Source organism: Amycolatopsis taiwanensis DSM 45107, assembly GCF_000519205.1.
Lineage (GTDB): Bacteria > Actinomycetota > Actinomycetes > Mycobacteriales > Pseudonocardiaceae > Amycolatopsis_E > Amycolatopsis_E taiwanensis.
On sequence record NZ_JAFB01000003.1, the window covers coordinates 233,208 to 250,825 of the forward strand.

General features: G+C 71.1%; 16 protein-coding genes. 4 read left to right on the forward strand and 12 right to left on the reverse strand.

From position 1 onward, the window contains the following. Positions 1-4: 4 nt before the first annotated feature. From tpiA to gap, 3 genes are all read right to left on the reverse strand, one after another. On the reverse strand, positions 5-793 hold the full coding sequence (tpiA, locus tag A3CU_RS0101070; RefSeq protein WP_027940692.1) for a triose-phosphate isomerase: 789 nt from the start codon (positions 791-793) through the stop codon (positions 5-7). Between the two features lie 80 nt (positions 794-873). Beyond that, positions 874-2,097, reverse strand: coding sequence for a phosphoglycerate kinase (locus tag A3CU_RS0101075; protein ID WP_027940693.1), 1,224 nt, complete (start codon positions 2,095-2,097; stop codon positions 874-876). 32 nt (positions 2,098-2,129) lie between these two features. Continuing rightward, entirely contained in the window at positions 2,130-3,134 is a 1,005-nt protein-coding gene (gap, locus tag A3CU_RS0101080) for a type I glyceraldehyde-3-phosphate dehydrogenase (RefSeq protein ID WP_027940694.1), read from the reverse strand. 218 nt (positions 3,135-3,352) lie between these two features. Here gap and A3CU_RS0101085 point away from each other — a divergent pair, with 218 nt between their 5' ends. Continuing rightward, on the forward strand, positions 3,353-3,997 hold the full coding sequence (locus tag A3CU_RS0101085; protein WP_027940695.1) for a LysE family translocator: 645 nt from the start codon (positions 3,353-3,355) through the stop codon (positions 3,995-3,997). Positions 3,998-4,006: 9 nt separating this feature from the next. Here A3CU_RS0101085 and A3CU_RS0101090 read toward each other — a convergent pair whose 3' ends face one another. Continuing rightward, positions 4,007-4,552, reverse strand: a complete 546-nt coding sequence (locus A3CU_RS0101090; RefSeq protein ID WP_027940696.1) for a dihydrofolate reductase family protein — start codon at positions 4,550-4,552, stop codon at positions 4,007-4,009. 130 nt (positions 4,553-4,682) lie between these two features. Then, entirely contained in the window at positions 4,683-4,955 is a 273-nt protein-coding gene (locus tag A3CU_RS0101095; protein WP_245616837.1) for an ArsR/SmtB family transcription factor, read from the reverse strand. Between the two features lie 138 nt (positions 4,956-5,093). Between A3CU_RS0101095 and A3CU_RS0101100 the strand changes: the two genes are divergently transcribed. Beyond that, complete coding sequence (locus tag A3CU_RS0101100) at positions 5,094-5,588, forward strand: YybH family protein (protein ID WP_027940698.1); 495 nt, start codon at positions 5,094-5,096, stop codon at positions 5,586-5,588. Between the two features lie 161 nt (positions 5,589-5,749). Continuing rightward, entirely contained in the window at positions 5,750-6,340 is a 591-nt protein-coding gene (locus tag A3CU_RS50800; RefSeq protein ID WP_084143018.1) for a PadR family transcriptional regulator, read from the forward strand. Here the strand turns inward: A3CU_RS50800 and A3CU_RS0101110 are convergent. The 4 genes from A3CU_RS0101110 to A3CU_RS0101125 form a co-directional block, all read right to left on the reverse strand. Continuing rightward, positions 6,312-10,751, reverse strand: coding sequence for a hypothetical protein (locus A3CU_RS0101110; protein ID WP_027940699.1), 4,440 nt, complete (start codon positions 10,749-10,751; stop codon positions 6,312-6,314). The genes A3CU_RS50800 and A3CU_RS0101110 overlap by 29 nt on opposite strands. A 24-nt stretch (positions 10,752-10,775) precedes the next feature. Continuing rightward, positions 10,776-11,576, reverse strand: a complete 801-nt coding sequence (locus A3CU_RS0101115) for a hypothetical protein (protein WP_027940700.1) — start codon at positions 11,574-11,576, stop codon at positions 10,776-10,778. Between the two features lie 234 nt (positions 11,577-11,810). After that, on the reverse strand, positions 11,811-13,286 hold the full coding sequence (locus tag A3CU_RS0101120; RefSeq protein WP_027940701.1) for a hypothetical protein: 1,476 nt from the start codon (positions 13,284-13,286) through the stop codon (positions 11,811-11,813). A gap of 153 nt (positions 13,287-13,439) precedes the next feature. After that, a complete protein-coding gene (locus A3CU_RS0101125) occupies positions 13,440-13,853 on the reverse strand; it encodes an OsmC family protein (protein ID WP_027940702.1) in 414 nt (137 codons plus the stop codon). A 71-nt stretch (positions 13,854-13,924) separates the two neighbouring features. Here A3CU_RS0101125 and A3CU_RS0101130 point away from each other — a divergent pair, with 71 nt between their 5' ends. After that, on the forward strand, positions 13,925-14,362 hold the full coding sequence (locus A3CU_RS0101130; RefSeq protein ID WP_027940703.1) for a PPOX class F420-dependent oxidoreductase: 438 nt from the start codon (positions 13,925-13,927) through the stop codon (positions 14,360-14,362). Positions 14,363-14,464: 102 nt separating this feature from the next. On the opposite strand, the gene A3CU_RS0101135 is transcribed toward A3CU_RS0101130, so the two are convergent. From A3CU_RS0101135 to A3CU_RS0101145, 3 genes are all read right to left on the reverse strand, one after another. After that, on the reverse strand, positions 14,465-15,430 hold the full coding sequence (locus tag A3CU_RS0101135) for a glucosyl-3-phosphoglycerate synthase (protein ID WP_027940704.1): 966 nt from the start codon (positions 15,428-15,430) through the stop codon (positions 14,465-14,467). A gap of 227 nt (positions 15,431-15,657) precedes the next feature. Then, positions 15,658-16,644, reverse strand: coding sequence for a DNA-binding protein WhiA (whiA, locus tag A3CU_RS0101140; protein WP_027940705.1), 987 nt, complete (start codon positions 16,642-16,644; stop codon positions 15,658-15,660). Positions 16,645-16,654: 10 nt separating this feature from the next. Further along, a complete protein-coding gene (locus A3CU_RS0101145; protein WP_027940706.1) occupies positions 16,655-17,614 on the reverse strand; it encodes a gluconeogenesis factor YvcK family protein in 960 nt (319 codons plus the stop codon). Between the last annotated feature and the right edge of the window lie 4 nt (positions 17,615-17,618).

Here is a 17,618-nt window from a genome sequence, read left to right on the forward strand (position 1 = left end):
GCGGTCAGGGCAGCGGTCCCCCGGCGGCCAGGGCACACAGCTTGGTGAACTCGTCGGCCTGCAGGCTCGCACCGCCGACCAGGGCGCCGTCGATGTTGTCGCACGCGACCAGTTCACCGATGTTGTTCGACTTGACCGAGCCGCCGTAGAGAATCCGGACGGCCTCGGCCACCTCACCGCCGTACTTGTCGGCGAGGGTCTCCCGGAGTGCCTTGCAGACCTCCTCCGCGTCGGCGGCGGTGGCCACCCGGCCGGTGCCGATCGCCCAGACCGGCTCGTAGGCGACCACCACCTTCTCCTTGACCTGCTCGGCTTTCAGGCCCTTGAGCCCGGCGATCAGCTGCTGGCACCCGTGCTCGACGTGGCCGCCGGCCTCGCGGACCTCGAGCCGCTCGCCCACGCACAGGATCGGGCTGAGCCCGTGCTTGATCGCGGCGCGAACCTTGCGGTTGACCAGCTCGTCGTTCTCGCCGTGGTACTCGCGGCGCTCCGAGTGCCCCACGGTCACGTAGGTGCAGCCGAGCTTGGCCAGCATCGGCCCGGACACCTCACCGGTGTAGGCACCGGAATCGTGCGCGGACAGATCCTGCGCACCGTAGGTGAGCAGCAACTTGTCCCCGTCGACGAGGGTCTGGATGCTGCGGATGTCGGTAAAAGGTGGAAGTACGGCGACATCCACCTTGGCGTAATACTTCTCCGGCAACGAGAACGCGATCTTCTGGACCAGCGCGATGGCCTCGAGGTGGTTGAGGTTCATCTTCCAGTTGCCGGCGACGAACGTCTTGCGCGCCATCAGTCTTCTCCGGTCTCTGCTTCGGGAAAGGAACATGCGGCGAGCGGCGGCGCCGCCGCCGCTCGCCTTCGCTCGTCGGCCTACCGCCCGGCCAGCACCGCCACGCCCGGAAGCTCCTTGCCCTCCAGGAACTCCAGGGACGCGCCGCCGCCGGTGGAGATGTGCGAGAACCCGTCCTCCGGCAGCCCGAGCAGGCGCACCGCGGCGGCCGAGTCTCCGCCGCCGACCACGCTGTAGGCATCGCCGTCGACGATGGCCTGGGCCACGCCGCGGGTGCCGGCCGCGAACGGTGCGAGCTCGAACACCCCGGCCGGGCCGTTCCAGAACACCGTCTTCGCCCCGGCGATCGCCCCGGCGAACAGCTCGACCGTGCGCGGCCCGATGTCCAGGCCCTTCCAGGAGGCGGGAATCGCGTTGGCGGGAACCGTGCGAACCTCGACATCGGCGGCGAGCGCCTCGGCGATCACCACGTCGACCGGCAGCACGATCTTGTCGCCGTGCTCGTCGAGCAGCTTCCCGGCGGTGGCGACGAAATCGGTCTCCAGCAGGGAACCGCCGACGTCGTGCCCCTGCGCGGCGAGGAAGGTGAAGGCCATCCCGCCGCCGATGAGGAGCTTGTCGACCTTCGGCAGCAGCGCCTCGATGACGGCGAGCTTGTCCGACACCTTCGACCCGCCCAGCACGACCACGTACGGGCGCGCCGGGTCGCCGGTGAGCCTGGTCAGCACCGCCAGCTCGGCGAGCACGAGGCCACCCGCGTAGGCGGGCAGCACCCGTGCGACGTCGTAGACGGAGGCTTGTTTCCGGTGCACCACACCGAACCCGTCGGACACGAACGCCTCGGCCAGGCTCGCGAACTCAGCCGCGAGCTCGGCCCGCTCGGCATCGTTCTTGCTGGTCTCGCGGGGGTCGAACCGGACGTTCTCCAGCAGGCCCACCGAACCGTCGGCCAGCAATGCCGCGAGCGACTTCGCCTCCGGGCCGACCACGTCACCGGCCAGCCTGACCTCGGCGCCGAGCAGCTCGCCGAGCCGGTCGGCGACCGGGCGCAGCGAGAACTCCGGATCCGGCGTCCCCTTGGGCCGGCCAAGGTGGGCCGCCACGATCACCTTCGCGCCGGCCTCGGCCAGCCGCCGGATCGTGGGCAGCGCCGCCCGGACCCGCCCGTCGTCGGTGATGGTGGCGCCGTCGAGCGGGACGTTCAGGTCGGAACGCACCAGGACGCGCCGGCCCGCAACCCCCTCCTTCAGCAGGTCGTCCACGGTCTTGACAGCGCTCGCGTCGAAACGCGCGGTCGAGTTCACAGGCCGTTACCTTCCTCGTCCCTCCGGCCGGCTCAGGCGAGCTTCGACCCGACGAGCTTCACCAGGTCGGCGAGGCGGTTGGAGTAGCCCCACTCGTTGTCGTACCAGCCGAACACCTTGACCTGGTCGTCGATCACCTTGGTCAGCGGTGCGTCGTAGATGCACGACGCCGGGTCGGTGACGATGTCGCTGGAGACGATCGGGTCCTCGCTGTAGCGCAGGATGCCCTTGAGCGGGCCGTCCGCCGCCGCCTTGTAGGCCGCGTTGATCTCCTCGACGGTCGCCTTCTTCGTCAGGTTGACCGTCAGGTCGGTGATCGAGCCGGTGGGCACCGGAACGCGCAGCGAGTAGCCGTCGAGCTTGCCGTTGAGCTCGGGCAGCACGAGGCCGATCGCCTTCGCCGCACCAGTGGAGGTGGGCACGACGTTCACCGCGGCGGCGCGGGCGCGGCGCGGGTCCTTGTGCGGGCCGTCCTGCAGGTTCTGGTCCTGCGTGTAGGCGTGGATGGTGGTCATCAAGCCCTTTTCGATACCGAATGCCTCGTGCAGGACCTTGGCAAGCGGGCCGAGGCAGTTGGTGGTGCAGGACGCGTTGGAGATGATGGTCTGCGAACCGTCGTAGAGCTTGTCATTGACGCCCAGCACGACGGTCAGGTCCTCGCCCTTGGCGGGCGCGGAGATGACGACCTTCTTGGCGCCGCCGGCGATGTGCGCCTTGGCGGCGTCGGCGTTGGTGAAGAAACCGGTGGACTCGAGAACGACGTCCACCCCCAACTCGCCCCAGGGAAGGTTCGCGGGATCGCGCTCGGCAAGGGCCTTGATGGTCTTGCCGTCCACCACGATGCCGTCGTCGGCAACGGTCACTTCCCCGGGGAACCGGCCGAGGATGCTGTCGTACTTGAGCAGGTGCGCCATGGTCGCGACGTCACCGAGGTCGTTGAAGGCAACGACCTCGATGTCGTGGCCGCTGGCCACCACGGCGCGGAAGAAGTTGCGGCCGATCCGGCCGAAGCCGTTCACACCTACGCGAACAGTCACTGCTCTTCTCTCCTCGGGATAGAACCCGGATGAACCGGGCAACATATCTTCGGGCTCAAGGCAACCCTAGCGTGCGGGCTCGTACCGTCTGACATGGGCCAACGAGAGATTGCCCACCTGGCGAATCGATCAAGAAGAGGGCCCGCGGCGAGTTCGCGCCTGGCGGGTCGCCGGATCTTCCTCGCACACGGTCCGTGCCCGGGCCTAAGCTTGGGGTCGTGGTCTCCCCCGGGCAGTTCGCCGCGTTCGCGGCATTGGTTTTCGTGATGGTCGTCGTACCAGGACCGAGCGTGCTGTTCACCGTCAGCCGGGCGCTCACCGTCGGCCGGCGTGACGCGCTGCTGACCGTGCTCGGCAACTCCGCCGGTGTCTACACACAGGTGGTCGCGGTGGCGTTCGGTCTTGGCGCGCTGGTCGAGCGCTCGGCCACGGTGTTCACCGTGATCAAGCTGGCCGGCGCCGGTTACCTGGTCTACCTGGGCGTGCAGGCGGTCCGACACCGGCGCAGGCTGTCCGAGGCGTTCTCCGCCGCGGTCCGGACGACCCCCGCGCGCACCCTGACGGTGCTGCGCGACGGTTTCGTGGTCGGGTTCGCCAACCCCAAGTCGATCGTGTTCCTGGCCGCCGTGCTGCCCCAGTTCGTGAGCTACCCGGTGGGGCACGTGCCGACTCAGATCATGCTGCTGGGCATCAGCCTGCCCATGATCGCGATCTGCACGGACTCCGCGTGGGCACTGGCGGCGGGGAGCGCACGCACCTGGTTCGCGCGCTCCCCCCGCCGGCTGGAACTGATCGGCGGCACCGGCGGACTGGTCATGATCGGCCTCGGCGCCGGCCTGGCCCTGAACGGCCGTAAGGACTGAACCGGGCGGTCAGCGCGCCCGGTAGGTCAGCAGGACGTTGCCGGAGGAGAACGGCCGGGCTCCGGTGAGGGTCAGGCCCGCCCGGTCGGCGCCGTGGAGCGCGGGATGGCCGTCGCCGAGCAGGACCGGCATCACCATCAGGCGCAGTTCGTCGAGCACGCCGGCCCGCAGCAGGTCGACGGTCAGCGTGGAACTGCCGAAGATCCCGATGTCCTTACCCGGCTGGGCCTTCAGCGCGGTGAGTTCGCCGGCCGCATCGCCGGTGACCGGGCCGGCCCAGCCGGCCTCGCGCAGGGTCCGCGACGCGACCACCTTGGGCACGGCGTTCATCAGCGCGGCCACCTCGGGGTCGTCCCGCTTCGCCTCCGCGGTGGGCCAGTACGACGCCATCATCTGGTAGGTGGCCCGCCCGAACACCAGTGTGCCCGTCTCGTGCAGTTGCTTGATCGCGAACTCGTTGAACTCCTCGTCCACGACGTGCCAGTCGAGCTCGCGGTCCGGGCCCTCGTGGTACCCGTCCGCGCTTACCGCGATGAATGCGTAGATCTTCCTCATGACGGCTCCTCTCATCTCGTCAGATGGTCGGAACGCTCACGTGGTTCTCGACATCGGAAGGCACCGTAAATCGGGCCGGCCCATGAATGAGGAGTTCATGCCGGTTTTCGGGAGTAACGGGTCACTCATGTCAGCGCTCGGCGAGCACCAGGTCGAGCAGGCCGGGGAAGGCTTCGTCGAACTCCGGGCGGCGCAGCCGGTTGAGCCGGCGGGGGCCGGAGTCCCGCTGCTCGATCAGGCCTGCCGCGCGCAGTACGGCGAAGTGATGGCTGCGGGTCGCCTTGGTCACCGGCAGGTCGAAGGTCCCGCACGCCTTGGTCCAGTCCGGTATGCCGTCGAGTTCGCGCAGGATGGCGCGCCGCACCGGGTCGACGAGCGCCGCCAGGGCGTCCTGTAGCGACACGTCCCGCGGATGTGTGTGCGTCAGGCCACGGGCCCTGGCCGTGTCCAACGACACGGAATCCGATGGCGCTGTGTTCGATTGCTGTCGTACACTCATGTGGTCGACCTCCATCAAACACTGTATCCGAAGGGACCCCCGATGACCCGACACCTCGACCTCTCCTTCGGCCCGGAGTCACGCAACCGTCTCGATGCGGCCGGCGAACCCGGGATCGACGGCGCGCTGGCCGCACTCGAGTCGTTCTACTTCGCGTTCAACAACGCCGACCTCGACGCTTTCGGGCGGGTCTGGACAACTCACCCGCTGGCCCAGCTGAACAACCCGCTCGGCGGCATCCTGCGCGGAGGCAGCGCGATCACCGCGCTCTACGACCGCGTGTTCCACGGCCCTGCCCGGGTCACCGTCACCTTCGGCGACATCGTCGAATACGCCAGCGAGGGGCACGCCATCTTCGCAGGCCGCGAAACCGGCGGCTACTCGGTGGACGGGTCCGAGACCGTGCCACTGTCCATCCGCACCACGCGCTACTTCCGGTACGAGGACGGGCGCTGGTCGCAGTTCCATCACCACGGCAGCATCGACGACGCGGCCGCCCTCGCCGCCTATCAGTCGGCGATCAGCGGACGGTCGTGACCTACGCGCCCTGGATGCCGCCGCTTGGCTGAGGTTCAGCCAAGCCGGCCAGGTCGCGTTGTTCCGCTGCGCTGGTACCTGCCACCCCTCCAAGTCAAGAAACAGAGTAATCGTTATTTTGACTATGACCGCTCCGACGAGCACATGAAGGGGTTGCGACGATGACCCTGCGGCATGCGGTACTGGCCTCACTGCTTGACGAGGAGCGCAGCGGCTACCAACTGGCCAAGGCATTCGACGTGGGCGTGGCGAACTTCTGGCACGCCCTGCCCCAGCAGCTGTACGCCGAGCTGTCCAAACTGGAGAAAGATGGCCTGATCACCGGCCGTGACGTACGACAGGCCAACCGGCCGGCCAAGCGCCTGTTCCGGCCGACCCGAGCCGGGCTGGACGAGCTGCAACGCTTCGTCGCGGCCGAGTCCAGGCCGTCGGTGATCCGCGACGATCTGCTGGTCAAGGTCCAGGCCGCCGACCACGTCGACCCCGATCCGCTGATCGAGCGATCGGCCCCTGGCTCGCCCGGCGCATCCGCGGCGAATCCACGGGGACGGCCGCACCGCCAAACGCCCCCGACTCCTGCCGGTGCAGTCGCCCGAACCGACATAACGGCTCACGACAACACGACAGGCACTAAGTGCGTTTCAACGCGGCGGAGCCGTTTGCTGTGGGCCGTCCACTTGCACTGCTACCCGCACCGCCACGCAAGCCACTTCGAAACGGTCTCTAGGACCTGGCTGTGGACGGCTTCGTGAAGAGGCGGGTGGCGGACAGGCGGGCGGTGCCGTCCTCCTCGGCCAACTCGTCGAGGTGGCTCCGGATGGTCTCCTCGACCGACAGGTACTTGCGGCCCGCCCGCAGGTCCGCGTCGTTGCGCAGACGGATGATCAGCGGGAACTCCGACAGGGCGCCGGCGTCGAACAGGCCGGTGGTGTAAACGAGCTGCACGCCCAGCGCCTCGGCCACCACCCGCTGTAGTTCCAGCAGGTAGCCCGCGGACGCCCGCCCGATGGGGTTGTCCAGGAACAGCACCCCGGAGTGCCGGTTGGCCAGGCGGCCGCGATTGTTGGCGCGCAGCGCGGCCAGGGTGCAGTACAGGATGATCGCGGCGGTGAGCTGCTGCCCGCCGGAGAACACGTCCCGGATCTCGGAAACCCGCTGGCGTTGCGTGCGCAGCACCGAGTCGGGCTTGAGCAGGTCGACGCGGAAGCCCTTCGGCACGGCGGCCCGGACCCCGCGCAGCACCAGCGACATCCCGTCCCGGGGCAGCTCCCGGCCGTCGCCGGTCCGGCCGGCGGCGGCCTCGTCGACGACCTGGCCGAGTGCCTCGGTCAGCGCGGGCTCCTCGGGCTCGGCGAAGGAGATCCGCAGGAACTCCTGGCCCGACCAGTCACCCAGCCCCTCCGGCAGGCGCGAGAGCCGCTGCGCGGACTTCAGCGTCCGCAGGGCGCCTTCGACCATGCCCTGCAGGCGGGCCACGATCCCGGACCGGTGCCGGTCGATCTGCGCGAGGTCGCCGGTGAGCGTCCGCAGCCGCGGGCGCAGCGCGGCGGCCCACTCCCCCGCGTTGGCCGGCAGGCTGTCCCGGCGCACCGAGACGATCTGGTGCCGGACCGGGCTGGACAGCTTCTCGAAGCGCCTTTCGGTCGCGTACTGGGCGAGCGCGTCCGCTGCCGCGCGGACGCGCTTTTCGGCCTGCTCCACCGCGGAATCGGCCTCGGCCAGTGTCGCGTTGAGCTTCCGGAAACGCTCGTGTGCGGACTCGACGGCACCGTCGAACACGGGCCCGTCCGAAGTGGTGTCCGGCGTGAGGTGCGACAGGGACTCGGCGAGCAGCCGGAACCCGGCGGCCGAGTCGTTCGCGCTCGCCAGGACCCGCTCGGCCTCGGCTCGCCGAGCCTGTGCTCGTTCCCAGGCCCGCGCGGCGGCGCCGGCTTCCTCCGCGGCCCCGGCGATCAGCTCGCGGCCGTGCTCGGCGTCGCGCGGGTGGATCTCCAGCGAGACCGGCTGTCCCGGTAGCCGGTCCAGTTCGGCCCTGGCGGTGGCGACCAGGCCGACCACCTCGGTGTGCTCGGCTTCCAGGGCCACGACCGCCCGCCCGGCGCGCGCCTGCGCCGCGGCCCGGGTCGCGGCGTCCGAGCCGTCCGGGGTCTCCAGCAGCCGGCCGGCGAGTTCCCGGACGCGCGCGTCCAGTGCCTCCAGCGCCGCCCGTGCCGCGGACTCGGCCGACTCCGCCTGCTCGAGCTCGGCCCTCAGATCGCTGCCGACCGCTACCTTCGCGTAGGCGTCGCCGGCCGACGCGAAGGCCCGCCGCAGCGCGTCCACCGGCTCTGACGGTGCGGGGTCCGCTTCGGACACCGCACCGCCCCCGGGCACCTCGGCGAGCTCGGCACGCGCGGTGCTGACCGTGCGCCGGTGCCCGTCCGCGGTCCGCTGCTCCTCCGCGGCCTCCTCGCGCAGCCGGGCGGCCCTGGCCGCGGCCTGCCCGGCGGTGGCCTCGGCCTGGGCCACGCTCTCCCGCGCCCGCTCCGCCTCCTGCGTCCACTGAGGAATCCGCGCCACTCGCCGGGCCAGCTCGCCGAGCCGGCGAGAGCGTTCCTCCGCCAGCCTCACGGCCGTGCGCAACGGCGGGATCAGCTCGCGAAGGCGAGTGCGCCGGGCGGAGAGCTCGGCCAGTTTCCCTTCCGCGGCGACGGCCTCGGCCTGGCGACCGGCCAGTTCGCGCGCCGCCGCCTCGGCGTTCTCGGCCAGGGTGGCCAGCGCGCCGGGCGGATAGTCCTCGCGCCACGCAGCGAGCCGCCACTCCAGCGCGGCGTCGTCGTTGATCGCGACGGCGAGGGCTTCGAGGTGTTTGCGTCGCCGAGCATGCCGGGCAAGGATCGCCCGCCGTTCGGTGTCGGCTGCCTCCTCGTCGTACATGGCCGGATTGGGCGGGACGATGAACTCGGTGCCGGGCAGGGGCCCCTCGCCGTGCACCGCCTCCTTGGTGCCGATTGGCACCACGACGTTCGGCAGCAACTTGGCATCGGCCAGTACCTCGGCCGCACGGGGCAGCTGTGCGGCGTCGTTGACCAGCACGCCGCCGGCCAGGTGCGGCAGCCGCGCCAGGACCCGCTCCCGGCCCCCGGCATCCATTGTGGACAGATAGCGCCAGCCGGAGGACGCGGTGATTCCCGCCCGCTCCAACACCTCGAGCGCGGCCTGCACCTCGGGCGGCGCGGGGAGCAGACCCCCACTGCCCAGCGCCGCCAGCGCTCGCTCGTCGGCGGAATCCTCCATACGCAGACCGGTCTGCTCGCGTTCGGCGCTCGTTCTGGCTTCCCGCAACCGGTTCAGCAGTGCGGGCGCGTCGGTCTCGAGCTGGACGGTGTCCCCGCCGAGCAGTTCGAGCAGCCGGGGATGGGCGGCCAGGCCGGCCGTGCGCCGCTGGGCGCCGGCCAGTTCGGCCGCGGTCTGATCGGCCCGGCCTTGCGCGATCGCGACCTGGTGCCGAGCCGAATGCGCGGCAGCCTGCGCATCGACGTGTTCCTCGGCAACGGCTTCCAGCTCGGTTTCGCGTGCGGCCAAGTCCCGCACGGCGTTCTCCGCACGCATGCGGGCGTCTTCCGCGGTCTCCGCAACCCGAGTGCCGTCGTCGAGCAGGCCATCGCGGACGGCTTGGGAGATCTCCGCTCTGAGGTCGCCGATCCGCGCCGTCAGTTGGGCCTCCTCGGCGCGATGCTTCGCCGCGAGACCGGTCGCCTCGTCGCGACGGCCCTGCGCGAGCGCGGCCTCGTCGTGCGCCTTCGCCGCCCGCTGCTCCGCGGCCTGCGCCTGCTCCCCCGCCTGTTTCGCGAGCGCCAGCAGGCCACGCGCGAGCGCGTTCGCGGCCGCGTTCTTCGCCTCCAACGCGGGCTTCGCGGTCTGTTCCCGCTCTCCCACCAGTTGCCGGATGTCGGCCGCCTTGCGCACCGCGTTGACGTGGTTGAGGACCGTCGCGGTCTCGCGCCATGCTTCGGCGGTGGCGCGCGCCTCGGCCAGGTCGGTGTCGATGCGCTCCTTGCCGGCCAAGGTCTCGCCGAGCCGCAGTTCGGCCACCACCCGGCGGAGCTCGGTGACCACGGCGCCGCGGCGGCGGTGATCGCCCTCGGCCAGCTTCTCCTCGTCCCGTGCCCGGTCCACCTCCTCGCTCAGGCCGGCGAGCCGGGCTGCCTCCAGCCTGTGCCGGGCGACGACCGAAGCGGCGAACTCGCCCGCGTCTGCCCGCGCGACCCGGGCGAGCTTGCGGGACGCGGCCGCCAGCGACTCCTCGTCGACCAGGGGCGCGAGCAGATCCAGGGCCCCGGCCACGAACTCACGCTCCGCCGTCAGCTCGCCGCGCTGACCGAGGTTGTGCGCATAGGTCTGTACCACGTCGGCGAGGTCGCGCGGGTCGTCCTCGGCGATCACGGCCTTGAGCAGGAACTCGACGAACGCCTCGTCGGAAGCGAAGGAGAACGCGTCGGCGGCCTCGCCCTCCCCGGCGTTCATCGCGCGCTGGTAGCGGAACAGCTCGGTGTCCAGCCCCAGCCCGTCGAGATGTTCGGTCCACTCGTGGTGCCGTCGGGTCCAGAACAGCGCCAGCTCCGGCTCCGCCCGGTGCGCCGCCTCCAGCTGTTCGGCGTACGCCGACATGGTCAGCAGCCGGCCGTCGGCGGTCAACGGCAGCGATTGGAGGTTCAGGCCGGCACTCGGGCGGAAGCAGTACCACGAGTCGACCAGGTTCGCCGGATCGTTGGACACCACGTGCCCGCGCCACTGGGACACCTTGCCGGTGACGATCCGCTGCCCGGTCTCGGTGTGCTGCCACTCCAGCGCCACCTGCGCCACGTCCTTGGCGCCCACGAACTTCTCCAGCACCCGGGTGCTCGTGGTGCCCACCACCTGCCGCCGGCCGGGCAGCATCACCGAGAAGATCAGCTTGATCAGCACCGACTTGCCGCCGCCGTTTTCCAGGAACAGCACGCTCGCCGGCGACGGGCGCCGGGGCAGCGCCGGCTCGGCGTCATGGATCCCAGCGCTGAACAACGCATCCTGCGTCGGCGTGGAGACCAACTCGCCCACGCCGCTGAAGTCCAGCAGCACGTCCTGGTACCGCGCACCGGCCGGGCCGACCGAGTGCAGCCGGGCCCGGGAAAGCTCATACATCCTGCCCCCTCAAACAGTGTCCCCTCAAAGAGTGTCCGAAATGGACGGCCGGAGGGTGCCCGCGGCGTCGCCGACCGCCACCACGCCCAGCTCCAGCAGCTCCGCGAAAGCCCGGTCGGCGGCCAGCTCCCGCACCTGCACCTGGTAGCGCGGCGTCGTCCGGTAAGTGCCCCCCTGCTCGCCGTTCACCGGCACCAGGAAGCCCTGGTCGGCCAGGAACCGCAGGGCACGCGAGACCATGCCACGGGTGGTGTCGGAGGCGAGACGACCGTCCTTGGTCGCGGCGGTGGCCGGCCGGCGCGCGTAGACCCGCCACGCCTGCTCCAGCTCCGGCGCGTCCGAGAGCGGGTCGTTGTTCCGGTCCGCCTTCGCCGCCCGTTCGTCGAGAATCCGGCATGCCTCCCGCACGACCCCGTCGACCTGCTCGACGCTCACCCGCCCGATGTAGGTGTCGTTGGCCAGGTCGTCGGGACGCGGGTACCCCAGCGCCGCGGTGGCCAGGTGCACCAGGCCGTGCAGCACCTTCTCGGTGTCCCGGCGTTCCCGGATCTTGCTCTGCCGGGCGTAGCTGTCCATCCTGATCTCGAACACCGACTCGTCGGTCGCGGCCAGCACCGCGCCCGCCTGGGTGCTGACGTCCAGCACCATCAACCCCAGGCCCGCGGCCACCGCGTTGGTCAACTGCTTGAAAGCGTTGTCCTCGGTGTAGCGGCGCACCAGGTCCGCGTAGACCACGTCGCGCCCGGGCAGCTGTTTCGGCCGCATCCCAAAGGAAATCAGCCGAGCCGCCGCCTCCGCGTCCCCGGCGGTGACCGGCCCGCTCATGCCTATTCCTCCGCGGGTTTGCGCGCGACCGCGATCGTGTCGACGGGGCGCTCCACCCGAAATCGAGTCACCTTCTCGACATAGGCGCCCCGCCGCCCCGATAGCGGGCCTTCGGGGCGCGCGCAGTGGCCACCTTGATTGCCGCGCCTTGGCACAGAGCTACTCATGCCGTCCTCTCCGCTTTCGCCGTCTTCTGCGCGAGTTCGCGCACTGTTCTCTCCGCGAATTTGCGCGTCATGCCGTGCCCGCCACCGTGGCGGTGCGCGCGATCCGGGCCGTGGCCAGGAGCAGGTCCGCACCGCCGAACTCGTCGTCGGCCAGGACCGTGCCGTCGTCCACGGCGACCAGGGTGCGCTCGTCCCCCTGCCGGACGGCGGCGCCGACCTCCGGACTGTACGAGTGCAGCGCGCGCAACGCGACCAGCCTCGCCAGGTCCGGATCCGATTCGCGGGCTTCGGCCAGCAGGCCGGACAGCCTCCGCGGCACCTCCGGCAGATCCAGCAGCTCGTCCGCCCGCCGCCACTGCTCGTCGCTGTAGGAGCCGGCCGTCTCCGCCGGGACCAACTCGGGCTGCGGAACCTCGCCGACCAGCCGGTCGCGCTCCGGGGCCGGCCGCAGCAACAGCGAGACCAGCGACGAGAGCGCAGGCACGGTCGGCACGTCGAGACCCGCGGCGGCGCCGAAGAACCGTTCCACCGGAGCCATCGCGTCGGCGAGCGGCAGGCCGAGGCTGGGCATCAGCAGCTGGCCGAACAGGTCGACGCCTGCCCGCCTCGGCGGTCCCGAGAACTGCTGGCGATCCTGCTCGGCCCGGAAGACCGCACCCGCCGCCTGGAGCCGCGCCTGCAACTGCGTGTGGCGGCTGACGCAGTCGGCGACGATGTCGACCAGTTCGGCGGCGCGGCGCTTGTGGACCGGGTCCTCCGCCTCGTCACGGGCCTTGGTGATGTTGCGCAGGATCGCGTTCTCCGCCCGGAACCTCGCCTCGATGTGAGACAGCGCCGAGTCCAGCAGCTCCGGCATTTCCTCCGTCCAGTCCACCGCCCGGACGTCCCGGCGGGTCGCGTCCAGCTTCGCGCGCAGCGTTTCGCCGTACTGCACGGTGCGGTAACGGGCCTGCTCCGCGGCGAGCTTCGCGTCGGCGAGGCGCCCACGGCTGATCAGGTTCTCCAGCTTGACCTCGGCCGCGATCTGAGCCGATTCGACGTCCGTGTCCAGCGCCCCGACCAGCACGTTGATCGCCTCGTCACTGGCCCGCAGATACACCTCGCCGTCGGGCGAGACCAGCTCGACGAGCAGCTTGAAGTCGAACGCGCGACGCCGATAGGCGCCGGCCTCGTCGATACTGCCGTAGACCCGGCGGAACCCCCGATCGGCGGTGCCGACGTTGATCAGGTTGTCCAGCACCCAGCGGGCCACCCGCCGATGCTCGGCGGCCGGGCGGCCCGGCGCCTGCGCGGCGATGAACGGCTGCAGGCGGCGCACCACATCCTCGTGGCCGGCACCGGTGTCGAAGTCCATCGCGATGGTGACCTGGTCGATGGTGTGCAGCGCGATCTCGGCCATCTGGTAGACGCCTGCGTCGGCCCAGTCGAGCTTGGCCTTGCGCGCGTCCAGGTCGTGCAGCGGCGCGGTGCAGGCGAGCGCCTTGAGCCGCCGGGCCAAGGCCTCGTCGGCCAGGCCGGAATTGATCAACTCCGCTTCTCGCACAGCGGTCCAGACTAGTCCACCCCTCGCCCTCGACCCTGGACCGACGCGCTCCGCGCCGGCGCCGATCCAGCGTCACCTTCCAAACTGGACCGACGCGCTCCCCGGTGTGCCGAGCTGCCCGGCCGGTTCACCGAGCCGACCGGGCCCCAGGCACTACTCGATGACCGGCCGGACCGGGGTGCCGAGCTCGACCGTCCGGCTCACCGTGCAAAGCTTGTCGTGCGACAGCGCAACCGTGCGCGGGAGCATCGCGCGGGCCGCGTCGCCCTGCTCACCCTCGGGAAACCGCAGGGCGAACGACACCGTGAGGTTCTCCATGCGGTTGCCGGTCTCCCGGTCGGACACCTTGTCGCCGCTGACCGTCACGGTGAATTCGGTGGGCTCGGTGCGCCGGCTGGTCGCGACATCGGTATCAATGGCGGTGCAACCGCCGATCGCGGCCAGCAGCAACTCGACCGGGCTGAAGTCGTCACCGCCGATGGGAATCGTGCCGCCACGTTCGTTGCGCACGACGTACCGCCCCGCCGCGACCCGCTCGATACGCACCTGCCGCTTCTCTGTCGTCATAGGACCGACGGTACCGGTGCACCGGCGCCATGCGCAGGCACCGGAGTCGGGGGTCCGCTAGCGTCGTTTACATGCGCGAGATGAGCAGAGACGAGTGGTGGTACTTCGCCAGCGAGGGCACCCGGACCGGGAAGGCCGCGGTGACCCGCGCGGACGGCTCCCCGCACGTGACGCCGATCTGGTTCATCCTCAACGAGACGGCCGACGGCGACGAACTCGTCTTCAACACGGGCATGGAATCGGTCAAGGGCCGGGCGCTGCGGCGAGATCCACGGCTGTCGGTGACCGTCGACGACCAGGAACCGCCGTACTCGTACGTGCAGTTCACCGCGGAAGTGACGCTGGAGACCGACGTCGACGAGATGCTCCCGTATTCGACCGCGATCGGCGCCCGCTACATGGGCGAGGACAAGGCCGAAGCGTTCGGCAAGCGCAACGCCGTTGAAGGGGAATACCTGGTGCGGGCCCGGATCACCAAGGTCGTCGCCCTCGCCGACATCGCGGAGTGACCGGCCTGTTTCTCCGCGAGTTTGCGCGCGGACCTTCGGGGCGCGCGTGCTGGTCACCTTGATTGCCGCGGCTTACACAGGATTGCTCGCGACCGGCGGTGATCACGCGTTCTCGCGCAGGCTGGCCAGCGGCGGGCGCTGGCGGCAGGTGAGGTCGGTCAGCACCATCTCGCGCGCCACCCCGTGGCCCGACTCGCCGCGCCCGAACTGGGCCAGCGACGTGGCGGGCGGCCGGGCGGAGACCAGGCGCCCGTAGCGCTCCAGCCGGTCGAACACGGTGAGCATGATCTGCCCGGACATCCGCCCGAGCGCGTGCATGTCCTGGTGACGGTGCGTGCGCACACCCAGATCCACCTGCGCCAGCGCGTCGAGGCCGCGCGAGGACACGATGTCGATCAGGTGCCCGATCTCGACGCCGTAGTTCACCACGAACGGGATGCTCTCCAGCACCTCCCGCCGGCCGGCGTACTCGCCGGCCAGCGGCTGCACGAACCCGGCGAGCTCCGGCCAGTACATGTTGATCAGTGGCCGGGCGACCAGCTCGGTCACCCGGCCACCACCGTCGACCTCGATCGGGCCCCCGCCCACCAGCGGCCGGTGGTAGAAGCCCTTGACGTAGGCCACCGTCCGGTCCGCCAGCAGCGGGCCGAGCAGCCCGGTCACGTACGAGCTGGTGAAGTCGTAGAGATCACCGTCGACGAACACCACGAGGTCGCCGGTGGTCGCCGCGACCCCCTTCCACAACGCCTCGCCCTTGCCGGTCAGGTTGGGCAGCGTCGGCAGGACCGCGTCCTGCGCCACGACCTTCGCCCCGGCCTCCGCGGCGACCCGGGCGGTCGCGTCCCGGGAGCGCGAGTCGACCACGACGACCTCGTCCACCAGGGGGTGCGTTCGCACCAGATCGCGCCGGATGGTGCGCACGATGTCGCCGACGGTCTCCTCCTCGTCGCGTGCCGGGATCACGACGCTGACGGTCGTGGTCCCCTTCGCGGCCAGCAGGTCCGCCAGCGGCCAGTCCCCGGCCAGGCTGCTGCGCCGCCGGAGCCAGCCGGCCACCGCGGCGGGCAGCTCGGCTTCGGCGGCACCGGCCCTCCGGTGATCGGCCGCACGGTCTGGCACGACAATTCCCCTTCCCCGAAGAAGGACTCGGCTCCGGCCCAGGCTGGGTGGTTCGGTCACCTTCGACCGCGCCCGGGTAAGACGGTGCGTCACGAGCCGGCCCGTCACCACGCCGGCCGCACAGCGCCAGCCTATCGAGCCTCAGCCGGTGCGGATGCTCGCCGGATCGGAGCAGGTCAGGGCGCTTCCTCGAGCATTTCGGCGGTGACCACGGACTCGGTGTCGGGAACGCCGAGCTCCTTGGCCCGCCGGTCGGCCATGGCGAGCAGGCGGCGGATGCGGCCGGCGACGGCGTCCTTGGTCATCGGCGGATCGGACAGCTGGCCCAGCTCCTCCAGCGACGCCTGCCGGTTGGACAGGCGCAGCTTCCCGGCCGCCAGCAGGTGGTCGGGCGCGGTGTCGCCGAGCACCTCCATGGCCCGCTCGACCCGGGCGGCCGCCGCCACCGCGGCCCGTGCCGACCGGCGCAGGTTCGCGTCGTCGAAGTTGGCCAGCCGGTTCGCCGTCGCGCGCACCTCGCGGCGCATGCGACGTTCCTCCCACTGCAGCACGCTCGCGTGCGCGCCGAGCCGGGTCAGCAGCGCGCCGATCGCGTCGCCATCGCGCACCACCACCCGGTCCGCGCCGCGCACCTCGCGGGACTTCGCCTGGATGCCCAGCCTGCGGGCCGCGCCGACCAGCGCCAGCGCCGCTTCCGGACCGGGGCAGGTGACCTCCAGCGAGGAGGACCGGCCCGGCTCGGTGAGCGAACCGTGCGCCAGGAATGCGCCCCGCCACGCCGCCTCGGCGTCGGCGATGCCCCCGGAAACCACCGCGGCGGGCAGGCCACGCACCGGGCGGCCGCGCTGGTCGATCAGGCCGGTCTGGCGCGCCAGCCCCTCGCCGTCCTTGACCACCCGGACCAGGTAGCGCGTGGTCTTGCGCAGGCCACCGGCGGACAGCACGTGCACGTCCGAGTGATGCCCGTACAGCTCCTGGATCTCCTTGCGCAGCCGGCGCGCGACCGAACCGGTGTCCAACTCGGCCTCCACCACGACCCGGCCGCCCACGATGTGCAGTCCCCCCGCGAACCGCAGCATCGACGCGACCTCCGCACGGCGCGGCCCGATCTTGGTGATCTGCAGCCGGCTGAGCTCGTCCTTCACCGCAGCGGTCATCGCCATAACGCCCCTCCTAACCTTTCCGGCGCCCGACCAGATCGAGAGCCTCCCGCACACAGCCCGCGAGCGCATCCGGATCGTGCAGACCCGCCACCTTCGGGTCGGCCACCTCCGCGAACAACGCACGCGCCCCCAGGTTCGCCGCCGCGTCCCGCAGGCGCGCCGGCACCGCCACCGAGCCGCGATCGGCGATCACCGCGTCCACCCGCAGATCGGGAGCGTGCTGGAAGAGTACGTCGAGGTGACGTTCGGGCGAGAACCCTGCCGTCTCCCCCGGCTGGGGGACAAGGTTGAGAATCACGATCTTGGTCGCCTCGCTGCGCACCAGCGCGTCGTGCAGTTCCGGCACCAGGAGATGGGGCAGCACGCTGGTGAACCACGACCCCGGACCCAGGAACACCGCCTCCGCGTCCAGCACGGCCTCGAGTGCCTCGCGGCACGCGGTGGGCGCCCCGCCGGGCCGCCGCGGCGTCCGCAGGTCGATCCGCTGCACCTGGCCGGGTGTGGTCGCGACCGCGACCTGCCCGCGGATCGTCCGCGGGCCGTTCTCGTCGCTCAGCCCGGTCACCTCGGCCTCGATCTCCAGCGGTTCGAGCGACATCGGCAACACCCGTCCGGAGACGCCGATCAGCCGGCGCGCCTCGTCCAGCGCGGCGACCGGATCACCCAGCACCTCGAACAGGCCGGCCAGCAGCAGGTTGCCGACCGCGTGCCCGGTCAGCGCCCCGTTGCCGCCGAACCGGTGCTGGAACACCTCCACCCACAGCGAACCGCCGTCCTCGGCCGCCGCGAGCGCGGCCAGGGCCTGCCGGAGGTCGCCCGGCGGCAGCAGGCCGAGCTCACGCCGCAGGCGCCCGGACGACCCGCCGTCGTCGGCGACCGTGACGACCGCCGTGACGTCCGGTGTGATGCGGCGGAGCGCGGTGAGCGTCGTGTGCAACCCGTGGCCACCACCCAGAGCGACGGCGCGCAGTGGA